Here is a 14051-nt window from a genome sequence, read left to right as displayed (position 1 = left end):
ATTCCAGCATGCACAGCATCAAAGCCTGCGGCCTGGCCGCATTCGCCGTCCTGAGCGCCTGTTCGCTTAACGTTCTGGCCGATGAAAACACTGCACTGCAAGCAGGTCACGAGTACATGGTGACCACCAATTACCCGAACAACCTGCACGTCATCGACCTGGCCACCGACACGGTGCTCAAGACTTGCAAGATGCCGGACGCCTTCGGCCCCGGCACCGTGCAGCTGTCGCCGGACCGCAAGACCGCTTACGTGCTGAACAATCACTACGCCGATGTCTATGGCGTCGAGCTCGACAACTGCAAGCAGGTGTTCCACGCCAGCATCACCCAAAAGCCGGGGGAAAAAGCCAAGTCGATGTTCGCCTTCACCCTCAGCCACGACGGCAAGGAACTGTTCACCATCGCCAACCCGACGTTGATGCTCAACGACCGCTACGAAGTGCAGCAACCCCGGCTCGACGTATACGCCACCGACGCCGGCCTGGACGCCAAACCTGTACGCAGTTTTCCGGCGCCGCGGCAGCTGACGATCATGCAGAGCGGTGACGACGGCACGCTGTATGTGGCCGGGGCGGATGTCTACAAGGTCGATGTGAAGACCGGAAAATTCGACGTGCTGATCCCCAGCCGACACTGGAAACGGGCGAACTACAGTGCGCCGGACGTGCTCTACGTGTGGAACCAGCAGACCTATCGCCATGACTTCTCGCTGCTCTACACCACGGCGAAATTCAAGGACAAGAAACAGGATCCCGCAACGGCCGAGTACCTGTACGGACTGTTCAGCATGGACCTGAAAACCGGCAAGACCGAAACCACCGACTTCGGCCCGCTGACGGAAATCTACTTCAGCGGCATGCGCTCACCCAAGGACCCGAACTTGATGTTCGGCGTGCTGAACCGCTTGGCCAAGTACGACATCAAGGAGAAGAAAATGCTGCAGGCAGCGACGCTGGATCATTCTTACTACTGCATTTCCTTCAACAAGGACGGCAGCAAGATCTATCTGGCGGGGACGTTCAATGATGTGGCGATCTTTGATCCGGAGAGCATGAAACAGATCGGCAACATCAAGTTGCCGGGTGGGGATATGGCGATTACCACTGCGCAGATATTTATCCGGTAAGTGCGGCGCCTGGTCTGACGCCATCGCGAGCAGGCTCACTCCCACAGTGGATCTTCAGTGTGATCACTATTGTGTGACCAACCCTGAACCCTGTAGGAGCGAGCCTGCTCGCGATGAGGCCCTTGCAGGCGCTAGAGAATCAGACTCCAGGCACCGGGCAACCCATATCCCCTTCCTGACACTTCAGATAATTCTTGAAAGTCTCCACCCGCGCCTTGGTCAATTCCGTCACGCAATTGCTGTAGACCAGCGGATAAACACTCCCGCCTTCCACCCCGGCGCTCGAAAACTTGCACTCGGCATCCCGAAACGCAATCCACGAACGCTGCGCGCCCACCAGCAGTTTTTTGCTGTCCGGATTGCTCTTCAAACGCTTGGTGATCTGTTGGTACAGCGCGTTCAACTCCTTATCCGCCGCTTTGTGCTGCTGCGCCGCACACTGGTTCATCGTGGCCTGGTCGGTGGCGTTATCGCAGTCCGCCGCGTGGATAACGGAGGTGAAAAGCAACGGTGTCAGCGCCAGAAGGAAGCGTGGGTTCATGAGGGCGGCTCGCTGGGACAGGGAAAATTGAGGTGCAGTGTAGCGAGGCGGTATCAACTTTCGACAGGCGTGCGTGAGCTCGCGAGCAGATTGTCTGCGAATGCCTCAATTTCTTCAGGCATGTGCAGTTTTGCCAGCCAGCCTTCAGGAATGCCCCTCACACCATAATGAGCTCCGGCCAACTGGCCGACGATCGCAGCGGTAGTATCGGCATCGTCGCCAAGGTTCGCGGCTTCCAGGATGCAGGCTTCAAAGCTGTCGGTATGGTGGAAGCACCATAACGCCGCTTCCAGCGACGCAACGCAGTAACCGCTGCCACGGATATCGCTTTTGGGTTTGCCGAGATAGTCGCCTCGGGCGATGGCTTTGACCTTGGGCTCCAGACATGTTGTCTCTGGCGCGTTGCGCAGGTCGGCCTTGGACGCTCCCTGCAGCGCCTTGCAGATCAACTCGGCAAACAACTGGCAGCATTCGACGGCTTCCGGCGCGGCATGGGTCGTCAGTGAGCTGTTCGCCGAAAATGTCCTGACTCGGTCGCGATCCGGGAAGTAATACAGCACCACCGGCACCAACCGCATCAACGAGCCGTTGCCGGCGGTATTAGGATCGCTGGAGCCAGCGAAGGGGTCTCCGTTTTGCTGAAAACGCGTCAGGGCGTCACGCACGGTCATGCCAATGTCGAAGCATTCGCCGGTCGAGCTCAGATAACCCCACTGCCACCAATTGAGGTAGCGGCCCATCTGGTCAGCTGCATCGAACTCCTTTTTTGTCAGCAGGCTTTCCGCCAGGCAAAGCGCCATCGAGGTGTCATCGGTCCATTGCCCGGGCTTCAGGTTGAAGGGGCCGCCGCCGACCATATCGGTTAATGGTCTGAACGAGCCACGAGGCTGGAATTCGACACTGGTGCCAACGGCATCGCCGCAAGCCAGGCCTAACAGGGCTCCGCGATAACGTTCCGTGAGTGAGGGCTGCATGAATTTTCCTTGTCTGGTCAACGTCGTCCCTGCAAACGGTAGCAGTTCCAGAAGGTTGGCTCTCGTTCCCAAACCAGAACTTATGGTCAGAAATGCAGCCGAATATTTCAGACATGCTTGATAACAACGCCCCATTGATACAACTTTAGGGTTGGTCTTGTGGTCTTACAGGCCTACTGTTCAGTACAGGAGGTGACTTATGAACCCAGCATCAGATCGCATCGAAAGGAAAATCCTGCTCAAAGTACCGCGCTCGCACGTCTGGCGTGTGGTGGCCAATGCCGAAGCCTTCGGGCAGTGGTTTGGCGTGGCGCTGGAGGGTAAGCGTTTTGTCGCCGGTGAATGGACGCAAGGGCAGGTCACCTATCCCGGTTATGAGCACATCTTGTGGAATGTGCTGGTTGAGCGGGTGGAGCCTGAGCGGGTGTTTTCGTTTCGCTGGCACCCGTACGCCGTTAAACCTGATATCGACTACTCCCAAGAGCCGACTACGTTAGTGAAGTTCGAGCTGGAAGATCATGCTGAAGGTACGTTACTGAAGGTGTCCGAATCCGGTTTTGATCACATTCCCCAGTCGCGTCGTGAAAAGGCATTCCGCATGGACAGCAGAGGCTGGGAGGAGCAGATGAACAATATCGAAGAGTTTCTGAAAATCAGCACCAGGGCTCGCGAGAGTCAGTCAGAGTAAACGCTGCATGTTTGAACCTTGGCTGAAACGCTGGGCATTGGTGCCGGACGGGAAGCCGATCATCACGCCCGGCAGTCGTTTGCTGCCGGTACGGATGGGGGATTCGCCGGCGATGTTGAAAGTCGCCATCGATGCCGAGGAAAAATTCGGCAACCTGCTCATGACCTGGTGGGATGGCGATGGCGCCGCGCGGGTCTACGCCCATCACAGCGAAGCCTTGGTGCTTGAACGTGCCGAGGGCGAGCAATCGCTGATGCACATGGCGCTCAACGGCCAGGATGACGAGGCCAGCCGGATCCTGTGTGCGGCACTGGCTCGTTTGCATGCTCCGCGTCCATCATCGCCACCGCCGCTGATTCCCTTGTCGTCATGGTTCGCTTCGTTGCGCCTGGCATCCGAGCAGCAGGGCGACACTTATTTACTCAGCCTGAAAACCGCCGAAGCGCTGCTCGCCGAGCCGCAGGACGTGGTGGTTTTGCACGGCGATATGCACCACGACAACGTTCTCGATTTCGGCCCGCGAGGCTGGCTGGCCATCGATCCCAAGCGGGTGACCGGCGAGCGCGGGTTCGATTACGCCAATCTGATCTGCAATCCAGAATTGCCGACGGCGACTGATCCGCAACGTTTCCGACGACAAATCGAGATAATCGCCGAAGCGGCGGGGCTTGAACGTCGGCGGCTGCTCCAGTGGGTATTGGCGTTTGCCGGATTGTCGGCGGCATGGTTTCTCGAGGATAACGATGACGTTGCAGCCAAAGGTCAGCTGCAGGCCGCTGAACTCGCGGCTTCCCTGCTGGATGCCTGGCGTGTCTAAGGGTTTTCGGAAGGGGCGGTATAGCGAATGTCTTACACGCCATGGTAGCTATGTCGTCTGTTGCACATTGGATCCGATGCGTAATCTAGCCTCATCAACTGAAGCACAGGAAGTGCTCCAGGATCACGGACGATCGACCATTAGCAAGGATTCGCTGCCGACAGGGAGTCGATATGGTCTTGGGAAAACCCGCTTCGGCGGGTTTTTTTTGCCTGCTGAAAACTGGATCCCTTCGGCAGCTGCAGCCGCTTCTTAATGTGTTAATCGATGAATTGCAGACATGGCGCGAAGTGTCGGTCTCCACCGATTTCTAAACCTGAGTACGGTCCGTAGCAGCTGCCGAGCCTGCGAGGCTGCGTTCGGCGACGAAGTCGTCGTGAAATCAGCCCCCGCGATGTGTCAGGAAAACCGCATTTGCGGGGTTTACGACGACGGCGTCGCCGGACGCAGCCTCGCAGGCTCGACAGCTGCTACAAGGGTGGTGATTCAGGCCCAAATGGTCAAAGGCTTACACCGGCTAACGGGTATGTCGTCTTTTGATCCTTTGCCGATACGCTTATTCTGGATCCATCAACTGAAGCACAGGGAGTGCCTCAGGATCACGGATGATCGGCCATTGGCCAGGACGGCTGTCGACAGGATGTCGAAAATGGTCTTGAAAAACCCGCTTAGGCGGGTTTTTTTTCGCCTGTCGAAAAGTGCAGCTACAGTCTGGCCGCCGCTCGTTCAGTGATCTGCATACGTTGCTGCAGCGAGGGCGCCGCTCTCCGATGCGCTTCTGCCAATACGCTCTGCGGGGCTGTTTCAGGGCTGCCAGCCTCGAACGGCGGCGCCGGGGCGTATTCCAGTTGCAACTGCACCAGCTCTGCCGTGTCTTTATCGAACAACTCGGCGGCCAGGGTCAGGGCAAAATCGATCCCTGCTGTAATCCCGCCACCGGTCAGCAAATTGCCATCGCGTACCACCCGATCCTTCACCGGGATCGCCCCCAGAGGCGCCAACAATTCGTGATACGCCCAGTGAGTGGTCGCGCGTTTGCCCTTCAGCAGGCCGGCCGCGCCGAGCACCAATGCTCCGGTGCACACCGATGTGACGTAACTCGCATTGGCCGCCTGAACCTGGATGAAAGCCAGTGTTTGTTCATCCTCCATCAGCGGCCCGACACCGCTGCCCCCGGGGATGCAGATCACATCCAGCGCCGGGCAATCGTCGAAGGTGGTGGTCGGCTTCAGCACCAGTCCGGTACTCGAAGTGACCGGCAGCAGGTCCTTCCAGATCAGATGCACCTTCACATCCGGCAGCGAGGCCAGCACGTCATAGGGGCCGGTAAGGTCCAGTTGTTGAACCTGGGGAAACAACAGAAAGCCGATATGCAACGTCATGGTGTTTTTCTCCTGAAGTGGGTGGACGGCTTGACTCTAGGCTCGTAGGATCTGGCGCATACGCCAATCACCCCACGAATTACGCCAAATGTCTAAAACCATCCATGTGCTCGCGTTCGCCAACGTGCAATTGCTCGACGTCACCGGGCCGTTGCAGGTGTTCGCCTCGGCCAACGACATCGCCCGTCAACAAGGCATGCCGCCGCCCTATGCCCCGACGGTGATTGCCAGTGGTGGCGGGGCGGTGATGTCGTCGGCGGGGCTGGCGCTGTTGGCCGAGCCGTTGCCGGAGCAAGGCAGCGACACTTTGATCATCGCTGGTGGCTGGGGCGTCTACGCGGCGGCGCAAGACCCGTCGCTGGTGACGTGGGTGCGTGAGCATGCGACGGCGTGTCGTCGCGTGGCATCGGTGTGCACCGGGGCGTTTTTACTGGCGGCCAGTGGTTGGCTCGATGGTCGGCGGGTGGTGACGCACTGGACCCGTTGCGAGCAATTGGCGCAGCAACATCCGCAGTTGCGGGTCGAACCCAATCCGATCTTTATCAACGACGGCCCGGTCTGGACTTCGGCCGGGGTCACGGCCGGCATCGACCTTTCGCTGGCGATGGTCGAAGAGGACCTCGGGCGCACGATGGCCCTGGACGTCGCCCGGCAACTGGTGGTGTTTCTCAAACGTCCGGGCGGTCAGTCGCAATTCAGCGTGACCCTGTCGCTGCAAAAGGAAGGCAGCCGGTTCGACGACCTTCATGCCTGGATCAGCGAACATCTCACCATGGACCTGGGCATTCCGACCCTGGCCTTGCAGGCAGGCATGAGCGAACGCAGCTTCGTTCGCCATTACCGCGCCGACACCGGCCAGACCCCTGCGCGGGCCATTGAACTGATCCGGGTCGAGACGGCTCGACGTCTGCTCAGTGACACCGGTCTGCCGATCAAACGGGTGGCGGTACAGTGCGGGTTCGGCAGTGAAGAGACGCTTCGGCGCAGTTTTCTGCGGGCCATGGGCGTGACGCCGCAAGCCTATCGCGAGCGGTTTTCCGTCAGCGCTGAAGCAGATCCAGTAACGCCTTGAGTGTGGCTTCGGGCGCTTCTTCGGCGATGTTATGACCCACGCCCGCCAGCACTCGGCGCTCATAAAATCCAATGAAATGCTCGATGTCGTCATCGACTTCCGGTGCCGGACCGACACCATCGTCAGCACCGCACAGGGAAATCGTCGGCACGCTGATTGGCGGCTGTCGGGTCAGCGCTTCTTCCATCCACTCCAGCGCGGGATCGCCGGGCGTATACATGAATCGGTGACGGTACGAGTGAATCACTACGTCGACGAAATCCGGGTTGTCGAAGGCCGGAGCGCTCAGCGGGTAGCGCTCAGGGCCCTTGCTCCAGGTTGGCGACCACAGCTTCCAGAGCAATTCGCACAAGTCCCGGCGATTTTTCGTCAGTCCTTCGACCCCGCGCGGCGTGTGGAAATAATACTGATACCAGAGGCGATGCTCGGTTTCAGGATCCCGCGGTTGGGTGGAGCGGGGAATATCCTGAAGGTTGTAGCCGTCGCCAGTCACCAGGCAACGAACCCGCTCCGGCCAGAGCGCCGCCACGATACACGCGGCGCGACCGCCCCAGTCGTAGCCGCAGAGGGCGGCTTGCGGGAGGGAGAGGGCGTCCATCAAGTCCAAAAGATCCTGGGCGAGGGCGGCTTGCTGGCCCGAGCGCAAGGTGTCGGGATTGTTGAAACGGGTCGGACCGTAGCCGCGCAAGTACGGGACGATGACGCGGTAGCCCTTTGTTGCGAGGGCCGGGGCGATTTCGTCGAAGGCACGTGGAGAGTAGGGAAACCCGTGGAGGAGGATGATCGGGTCGCCGGTGACGGGGCCGTGTTCTTCGTAAGCGACCGTCAAGCCTGGGGTCTTTGTGTACTGGATCAACGTTTCATTGTTCATCGGACACTCCAGAGGCGTTTTTTTTAACGGATGCAAATCGGCGGTCTCAGGCTTCGACTTCCGCCACCTGATTAAAGTACTTCGACCGGTCCGGCGTAAACGTCACCGCCATCCTCGTCCGCGAACACGTCAGGGCGCGTTCTTCTCCCAGATCAACATCCAGATCCTCTCCACGCAAGCCCTGCCACTGGGCGAGGTACTTGAGCGATCCATACTTTTCGAGTTTCTTCAGGCTGCGACTCACGCCACCTTTCCAGCCCAGCACCGGTAGTTCACCGGCGAGGCAGCGTTGGGCGAGTTCGGGGAAGCGGTCGGCGCGCTGGCGACCGATTTCCCAGCATTTGATCAGGCCCTTGTCGTGGGCCTCCCACAATTCGTTGCGGTTCAGGCCTGAACGCAGTGGTGAGTCGATGGGACGGTGGATACGGTGGCTCATTCTGGTTCCTTGAATTCGGGTTTTATTGGGCAGCTCCGCTGCACCCGTTGAGCGTGGATGGTAGGGGTGGATGTAACGGCTGGCAACAAGGTATTTCCGGGTGTAGGGACACGGTGTTGCGTAGGTAAACAGCAGGTTTTGTTTAGATTTTGTAGGCGTTCGGCCAGCATCAGCCTGTGGCGAGGTGTGTTTTGTCAGATAGACCGTGTTTAAGTCGTTCGGCGGGTTAGCGTTGTTCCTACAAGCCGCGTCGTAAAAACGACGAATCTCGCACATTTTAGCGGACAGTGGCATTCAGTTGATTTACGGGTTATGGCTGATGGCCTCTTCGCGGGCAAGCCACGCTCCCACAGGTTTCGGGTCAAAGGCAAAATTTGCGAACGACACAAAAAACTGTGGGAGCGTGGCTTGCCCGCGATGGCGGCGACCCGGTCTCAAGGCTGCCAGTAATTCTTCTCCCCACTCAATTTCCTGTCGAGAAAACTCGCCGCGCTGATCAGCGCCAGATGCGTCAGTGCCTGCGGCGTGTTGCCCAGATGCCGCGCATGGCTGTCAAACTCTTCGGCGTATAACCCCAGCGGGTTGGCATACCTCAGCAGCTGCTCGAATTCCAGATGCGCCTTTTCCACCTGTCCCGCACGGGCCAGGCATTCGACGTACCAGAACGAACACGCGGCAAAGGCGCCTTCGGTGCCGTCGAGGCCGTCGATCTGGCTGTCTTCGTTGCGATAACGGTAGACCATGCCATCGCGCACCAGAGTTTTCTGGATGGCTTCGAGGGTCGAGAGCCAGCGCGGGTCCTTGGCGCTGACGAAGCGCACCAGCGGCATCAGCAGCATCGAACCATCCAGCGCGGTGCCGCCGATGTGCTGCACGAAATGCCCGCGTTCTTCGTTCCAGAAGTTATCCCAGATGTCGGCGTAAATCGCCTGGCGGGTCTGGTCCCAACGGGCGAACGGGGCGGGCAGGGAGCGTTTGGAGGCGAGGCGAATGGCCCGGTCCAGCGCGACCCAGCACATCAGCCGCGAATGCAGGAAGTGATGCTGCTCGCCGCGCATCTCCCAGATGCCCACGTCCTTTTGCTGCCAGGTTTCACAAACCTGATCCACCACTTCCACGGCGTGTTTCCAGCCTTCATGGGAGATGGCATCGCCATACTTGTTGACCAGGTACACCGCGTCCATCAACTCGCCGAAGATATCGAGCTGGACCTGATCGTAAGCCTGATTGCCGATCCGCACCGGCGTCGCGCCGCCGTGACCGGACAGGTGCGAGAGCTCGGTTTCCGGCAGTTCCTGACGGCCATCGATGGCATAGAGGATGTTGAGTTTCATCGGTTTTCCGTGGCAATCGCTGACCCGTCCGCGCAGCCAGCGCATGTAATCGTTGGCCTCCTGCACGAAGCCCAGGCGCATGAAGGCGTAGACGGTGAACGACGCGTCGCGGATCCAGGTGTAGCGATAATCCCAGTTGCGTTCGCCGCCGGGCGTTTCCGGTAGGCCGAACGTGGCTGCGGCGAGGATCGCCCCGTGTCTGCGCGAGGTCAGCAGCTTCAAGGCCAGGGCCGAGCGATTGACCATTTCCCGCCAGCGACCGCGGTAATTGGACTGGCCGCTCCAGTCGCGCCAGAACTTCAGAGTGCGTTCCAGACATAGCCCGGCGGCACCTTCCTTGAAGCGCGGGTCGTCGATGCCGCCGAGCAAAAACTCGGCGCTCTGGTCTTGTTTGAGGGTAAATTCGGCCACGGCCGCGTTGTCATCAAGGTTCAACGCCTGGTCTGAAGTCAGGCGCAAAGAGGGCTGATCGTCAGCCTCGAACGCCACGTCTTTTCCATCCATGCGCGCGCGGGTCTTGGCGCGAGCGTAGTCATGCCGCACGGCGCAGCGCATGTGGAACGTCGCCTGCCCGCTGACCACGCGAACCCGGCGCATCAGCACCGGAAAATCATCTTCGCTGTCGCCAATCGGTAGCAGGTCGGTGACTTCAACCACGGCGCGATCGCTGAGCCAGCGGGTTTGCAGGACGTTGGTGTCGGGCAGGTAAATCTGCTCGCGACGAGCATCGGGCAAATCCGGCGACAGCTGGAAAATCCCGGCTTCGGGCGTGTCCAGCAGCGAGCAGAAGATCGACGGGCTGTCGAATTCAGGCCAGCAGAAAAAGTCCACGCTGCCCTTGTCGTTGACCAGTGCCGCGCTGCGCATGTCGCCGATGATGCCGTGGGCATCGATGGCGCTTTGTCGTTCGAGATGATGATCAGCCATTGCCGCGAAACTCCGGATAGAGGCTCATGCCGCCGTCGATGAACAGCGTGGTGCCGACGATGTAGTCGGAGGCGTCGGAGGCGAGGAAGACCACCGCGTTGGCGACGTCCTCGACTTCACCGACCCGGCCATAGGGAATGAGTTTGAGCAGGTCCTGCAGGTGGTCGCCCGAGGTGGCGTCGCGATTGATTGCGGTGCGAATCGCCCCCGGTGCGATGCCGTTGATGCGGATGCGCTGGTGGCTGACTTCCTGGGCGAGGGTTTGCATCAGCATGTCCACGCCGCCCTTGGACGCGGCGTAATTGACGTGACCGGCCCAGGGAATCCGCTGGTGCACCGAACTCATGTGAATAATCTTGCCGGCAGCCCGGGACACGCCTTCGCGAATGCCTTGCCGGTTGAAAATGCGCAGGGCGGCGCGGGCACAGAGGAACTGGCCGGTGAGGTTGACGCCGATCACCTGGTTCCAGTCGGCGAGGGTCATGTCCACGGCGTTGGCGTCTTTTTGCATACCCGAATTGGCAACCAGAATGTCCAGTGAACCGAACGCTTCGAGGGTTTGCGCGAACAGCCGTTCGACGTCTGCTTCCTGGGAGATGTCGGCCCCGATGGCGATGGCGCGACCGCCTTCAGCGCTAATCTGCCGGGCCAGTGCTTCGGCGGGTTCGGGCTGGGAGTTGTAGTTGATCACTACCGCAGCGCCGGCGGCGGCCAAGGCCTTGGCAGCGCCTGCGCCGATGCCGGAACTGGCACCGGTGATGAGGGCGACTTGTTGGTCGAGAGATATCAGCATGAACGTTAGCGCCTTGAAGTGAGGGCCTAATTAGCTGACTGGTTTGTGGGGCGCAGAGTTCACTTGTGGATCCAGGGGCTGACGCTTCTCCAGCTAGTAGATGCCGGTCAGGTGAACCTTGGGGTCTTGTGTTCACGCCCATTGCTCTTCAGTGGTGAACATTCAGGCGTAACGCTGAGTGTCGTTTTCGATCCAGTCCTGATACCCGCACAGCCAATCCTGCATGGCCGTGATGGCGTGGCAAATGCCGGGTGCCGCATGGCGGCTTACGGACCGGGATTGGCGGGAAAAGAGGCTGATTTCATCGCGTACCCGCTGCGCGACAAAATCGACACTGATTTGCAATGTATGGCCAAGCGCCGCGTGACTGGTCACCAGGTTCCCGTGCGGGCCCGGTTCATGAAGCTCTCTGACCAGGCTATGGATGTCGTTACTCCAGCTAGCAATGTTGTTGGCATGTAACCGTAGTTGTTGCAGGTCGGCTCGATAGTACTCCTCGGGCGACAGGGGGCAATGACTGGCAATGTCAGCCAGCACCATGCAGATATCCACGCCGCTCGTATGGCGACGCAGGATCTCGTGTTGGTGAGTGTCCACCGGTTGGCGGTGTATCTGATTGAGAAGCAGCAGGCCGCATGTGCTCGTCCACATGCGCATGCACTGGGCGAATCGTTGGAACTGTTCACCGGACAGCCGCTGTTTTAGCCGTTGACAGATATCCCGCCAGGCGACTTCCTGTGCAGTGGGGGCTGGACTCGGTTGATCCAGATCGAGTACGTCGATGAGGGCGGTCAAGTGGGTGATCGTCGTCGGCGAATAGGGACTGACGCGATCAACGAGGTCATCGAAAAGGAAAAACCAGGCAAGGAAATCAGCGATGGTTTGTAGCAGCGTCGGCTCGGCGTGGGGATAACAGCGTGCTGCAAGCCAGCCAAATCTGGCTCTGGCGACCTTGGCGGCGCCGTGTTCGTCCGCAGTCAACTCGTGCTTGCGCAGCCAGGCAATGGTTTGATGTTCAATGTTGACCGCACTGGGGGAGCAGTTACCCGTCCACGGAAATTTGAAGACCGGGATGTGCAAATCATCAAGCGCTTCAGGGGTGGCAGGGGTCGACATGATCGTCTCCTGAGATTGGCGGGGCGGTGGCTATACGGGCAATCAGCGGTGAGACCAATGCTCTGGTCGGTTCCAGTCGGGCGCTACTGTTCATGGAGGGGGCTCTGTTCAGGAACAGTCTGAAGGCGCGCTTCTGCAAGATCTTTCCAGGCGCTCAACCCGGTAGGTCCGATGGTTTCGAGCAGGCGGCGAAACCAGATCGTGAAGGTCTCGGGTGCGGCGGCAATACGCAGGGGAACCTCAGGCAGTGCTAGCCATTGCCAGTCATTGGCCTCATCGGGATTGGCGACGGGTTCGCAATCGCAGGTTCCGACAAATATGTGGCCGTATTCATGCTCGATGAGCTGGTTGGAAACCGGTTCACGGTAGAGAAGGGTAAAGACTTTACGCAACGGACAGGAGATGCCCATTTCTTCGAACAAGCGGCGTTTCGCTGCGGCAGCGGTCCGTTCGCCCGGGCGGGGATGGCCGCAGCAGGTATTGCTCCACAAGCCTTGGGAGTGGTATTTGCCGAACGCGCGCTGTTGCAGCAGCAGACGGCCTCCGCTGTTAAAAATGAAGATTGAGAAGGCGCGGTGCAAGAGGCCCTGTTGATGGGCTTGCAACTTCTCGGCGATACCTTTTTTACGATCCTGTCGATCAACCAGAATAAGAAATTCGTCCATAGCCAGACTCCAGGGTGTCTTCGCTACCGGACCTTTATTGCTGACCAGACGACGTAGGGAAATTCAGACGTGTTGTTGTATGAATCGAAATTTAGTCAAGGCTTTTGCCCTCTGCAAATTTCCGTTAGACCGTTTTCATCCTCTCGTTAAAGCGGCTGATGGTGTGCCGAACTAAGTGTTTTGTACAAGGTTTGCGCGTCGCTGCTCGGGGACGGGTTGAGTGATCCACAGCTTTCGCCATTTGAAATAAAGAACCCCTGTTGGAGTGAGCCTGCTCACTCCAACAGGGTTATTGGTATGCCTAATTCTGTGCGGCGTTCATCCGTTCTCTTGATAGACAACTTTTCGAGGTAAGCCCGGTGACCCAGCTGACATTGCTGTGCCTGCCCTATTCAGGCGCGAGCGCCATGGTCTACAGCCGCTGGCGGCGCAAGCTGCCGGAGTGGCTCAAGCTGCAGCCGGTGGAACTGCCGGGCCGCGGCGCGCGGTATAGCGAGCCGCTACACACCGACATGCGGCGCCTGGCGCTGCAACTTGCGCAAGAACAAAAAGCCACGCTCAAGACGCCGTACGCGTTGTTCGGCCATAGCCTGGGCGCCTTGCTGGCCTGTGAAATGGCCCATGCGTTTCGCTCGCTGGGTTGCCCGGAGCCGGTGGCGCTGTTCGCCTCGGGCACCGCGGCGCCGACCATGCGGGCCGACTACGATCGCGGTTTCGCCGAGCCCAGGACCGATGCCGAGTTGATCGATCAACTGCGCACCCTCAATGGCACCAGCGAGGAAGTGCTGGCCAACGAAGAACTGATGAGCCTGACATTGCCGGTCCTGCGCGCGGACTTCCTGTTGTGCGGGCGCTTCGAGCCGCAGCAGCGTCCCTTGCTCAAGTGCCCGGTGCACGTGCTCGGCGGCAAGGCCGACCGCGCCACCACCGAGCAGTTGATCGGCTGGAGCAAGGAAACCCACGGCAGCTTTTCCGTAGACATGCTGGCCGGCGGTCACTTCTTTATCCATGAACACGAGGCCAAGGTGCTGCGGGTGATCAAGGATCAGCTCGATGTGCACCGTCGCCGGCACGCCATGGCCGCAAGCGCCTGACCCCATCCCAAACATCACCCAACCCCCTGTGGGAGCGAGACCGGCTTGCCGGCGATAGCGGCATCACATTCAACTTAGATGTGACTGACAGGCCGTCATCGCGAGCAGGCTCGCTCCCACAATGATCTTCATCACTCTGACACCCCGCGTTCTACCTCCTTTCTGATACTTGTTCTCATTCGCTAATTTTTCCGGCCTGCATTCGTTTTATAGG

The 14051-nt window shown here is 59.4% G+C and carries 14 protein-coding genes; 5 read left to right on the top strand and 9 right to left on the bottom strand.

All coding sequences use genetic code 11. The features are described from left to right. The first annotated feature begins 8 nt into the window (after positions 1–8). Positions 9–1127: a quinohemoprotein amine dehydrogenase subunit beta gene (peaD, locus tag ACRC4F_RS20800; protein ID WP_438661033.1), complete on the top strand. Its 1119-nt coding sequence runs from the start codon at positions 9–11 to the stop codon at positions 1125–1127. A 139-nt stretch (positions 1128–1266) separates the two neighbouring features. Here the strand turns inward: peaD and ACRC4F_RS20795 are convergent, their stop codons facing one another. Together ACRC4F_RS20795 and ACRC4F_RS20790 are read right to left on the bottom strand one after the other, a co-directional pair. Then, positions 1267–1668, bottom strand: a complete 402-nt coding sequence (locus ACRC4F_RS20795) for a lysozyme inhibitor LprI family protein (protein WP_438661032.1) — start codon at positions 1666–1668, stop codon at positions 1267–1269. A gap of 53 nt (positions 1669–1721) precedes the next feature. After that, the gene (locus ACRC4F_RS20790) at positions 1722–2642 is read right to left on the bottom strand and encodes an ADP-ribosylglycohydrolase family protein (protein WP_438661031.1); all 921 of its coding nucleotides are present in this window, start codon (positions 2640–2642) and stop codon (positions 1722–1724) included. 199 nt (positions 2643–2841) lie between these two features. Here ACRC4F_RS20790 and ACRC4F_RS20785 point away from each other — a divergent pair, with 199 nt between their 5' ends. Continuing rightward, a complete protein-coding gene (locus ACRC4F_RS20785) occupies positions 2842–3330 on the top strand; it encodes an SRPBCC family protein (RefSeq protein ID WP_438661030.1) in 489 nt (162 codons plus the stop codon). Positions 3331–3337: 7 nt separating this feature from the next. Then, entirely contained in the window at positions 3338–4147 is an 810-nt protein-coding gene (locus tag ACRC4F_RS20780; RefSeq protein ID WP_438661029.1) for an aminoglycoside phosphotransferase family protein, read from the top strand. 704 nt (positions 4148–4851) lie between these two features. Here the strand turns inward: ACRC4F_RS20780 and inhA are convergent. Then, positions 4852–5529, bottom strand: coding sequence for an isonitrile hydratase (gene inhA / locus ACRC4F_RS20775; protein ID WP_438661028.1), 678 nt, complete (start codon positions 5527–5529; stop codon positions 4852–4854). 88 nt (positions 5530–5617) lie between these two features. Here inhA and ACRC4F_RS20770 point away from each other — a divergent pair, with 88 nt between their 5' ends. Next, complete coding sequence (locus ACRC4F_RS20770) at positions 5618–6601, top strand: GlxA family transcriptional regulator (protein WP_438661027.1); 984 nt, start codon at positions 5618–5620, stop codon at positions 6599–6601. On the opposite strand, the gene ACRC4F_RS20765 is transcribed toward ACRC4F_RS20770, so the two are convergent. The 6 genes from ACRC4F_RS20765 to idi all read right to left on the bottom strand — a co-directional run bounded on the left by ACRC4F_RS20765 (position 6570) and on the right by idi (position 12743). After that, positions 6570–7472, bottom strand: coding sequence for an alpha/beta fold hydrolase (locus tag ACRC4F_RS20765; RefSeq protein WP_438661026.1), 903 nt, complete (start codon positions 7470–7472; stop codon positions 6570–6572). The two genes, ACRC4F_RS20770 and ACRC4F_RS20765, sit on opposite strands and share 32 nt — an antisense overlap. Positions 7473–7518: 46 nt before the next feature. Further along, entirely contained in the window at positions 7519–7908 is a 390-nt protein-coding gene (locus ACRC4F_RS20760) for a hypothetical protein (RefSeq protein ID WP_438661025.1), read from the bottom strand. Positions 7909–8342: 434 nt separating this feature from the next. Next, the gene (locus ACRC4F_RS20755) at positions 8343–10169 is read right to left on the bottom strand and encodes a glycoside hydrolase family 15 protein (protein ID WP_438661024.1); all 1827 of its coding nucleotides are present in this window, start codon (positions 10167–10169) and stop codon (positions 8343–8345) included. Continuing rightward, complete coding sequence (locus ACRC4F_RS20750; RefSeq protein ID WP_438661023.1) at positions 10162–10962, bottom strand: glucose 1-dehydrogenase; 801 nt, start codon at positions 10960–10962, stop codon at positions 10162–10164. Before ACRC4F_RS20750 ends, ACRC4F_RS20755 begins: the two co-directional genes overlap by 8 nt. A 162-nt stretch (positions 10963–11124) precedes the next feature. Then, positions 11125–12078, bottom strand: coding sequence for a terpene synthase family protein (locus tag ACRC4F_RS20745; protein ID WP_438661022.1), 954 nt, complete (start codon positions 12076–12078; stop codon positions 11125–11127). Positions 12079–12161: 83 nt separating this feature from the next. Beyond that, positions 12162–12743, bottom strand: coding sequence for an isopentenyl-diphosphate Delta-isomerase (gene idi, locus ACRC4F_RS20740; RefSeq protein WP_438661021.1), 582 nt, complete (start codon positions 12741–12743; stop codon positions 12162–12164). Positions 12744–13102: 359 nt separating this feature from the next. On the opposite strand from idi, the gene ACRC4F_RS20735 reads away from it, so the two are divergent. Beyond that, complete coding sequence (locus ACRC4F_RS20735) at positions 13103–13837, top strand: thioesterase II family protein (protein ID WP_438661020.1); 735 nt, start codon at positions 13103–13105, stop codon at positions 13835–13837. Positions 13838–14051: the final 214 nt, after the last annotated feature.

The organism is Pseudomonas sp., from assembly GCF_051660785.1.
Lineage (GTDB): Bacteria > Pseudomonadota > Gammaproteobacteria > Pseudomonadales > Pseudomonadaceae > Aquipseudomonas.
The sequence above is the reverse complement of the archived record's forward strand: the minus strand, read 5'-3'. Positions and strand labels throughout refer to the sequence as shown.

Coding starts and splice junctions, on each gene's coding strand:
- ACRC4F_RS20765 (WP_438661026.1), bottom strand. CDS start 7,472: ATGAACAATGAAACGTTGATCCAGTACACAAAGACCCCAGGCTTGACG.
- ACRC4F_RS20795 (WP_438661032.1), bottom strand. CDS start 1,668: ATGAACCCACGCTTCCTTCTGGCGCTGACACCGTTGCTTTTCACCTCC.
- ACRC4F_RS20780 (WP_438661029.1), top strand. CDS start 3,338: ATGTTTGAACCTTGGCTGAAACGCTGGGCATTGGTGCCGGACGGGAAG.
- idi (WP_438661021.1), bottom strand. CDS start 12,743: ATGGACGAATTTCTTATTCTGGTTGATCGACAGGATCGTAAAAAAGGT.
- ACRC4F_RS20760 (WP_438661025.1), bottom strand. CDS start 7,908: ATGAGCCACCGTATCCACCGTCCCATCGACTCACCACTGCGTTCAGGC.
- inhA (WP_438661028.1), bottom strand. CDS start 5,529: ATGACGTTGCATATCGGCTTTCTGTTGTTTCCCCAGGTTCAACAACTG.
- ACRC4F_RS20790 (WP_438661031.1), bottom strand. CDS start 2,642: ATGCAGCCCTCACTCACGGAACGTTATCGCGGAGCCCTGTTAGGCCTG.
- ACRC4F_RS20770 (WP_438661027.1), top strand. CDS start 5,618: ATGTCTAAAACCATCCATGTGCTCGCGTTCGCCAACGTGCAATTGCTC.
- ACRC4F_RS20785 (WP_438661030.1), top strand. CDS start 2,842: ATGAACCCAGCATCAGATCGCATCGAAAGGAAAATCCTGCTCAAAGTA.
- ACRC4F_RS20755 (WP_438661024.1), bottom strand. CDS start 10,169: ATGGCTGATCATCATCTCGAACGACAAAGCGCCATCGATGCCCACGGC.
- ACRC4F_RS20745 (WP_438661022.1), bottom strand. CDS start 12,078: ATGTCGACCCCTGCCACCCCTGAAGCGCTTGATGATTTGCACATCCCG.
- ACRC4F_RS20750 (WP_438661023.1), bottom strand. CDS start 10,962: ATGCTGATATCTCTCGACCAACAAGTCGCCCTCATCACCGGTGCCAGT.
- peaD (WP_438661033.1), top strand. CDS start 9: ATGCACAGCATCAAAGCCTGCGGCCTGGCCGCATTCGCCGTCCTGAGC.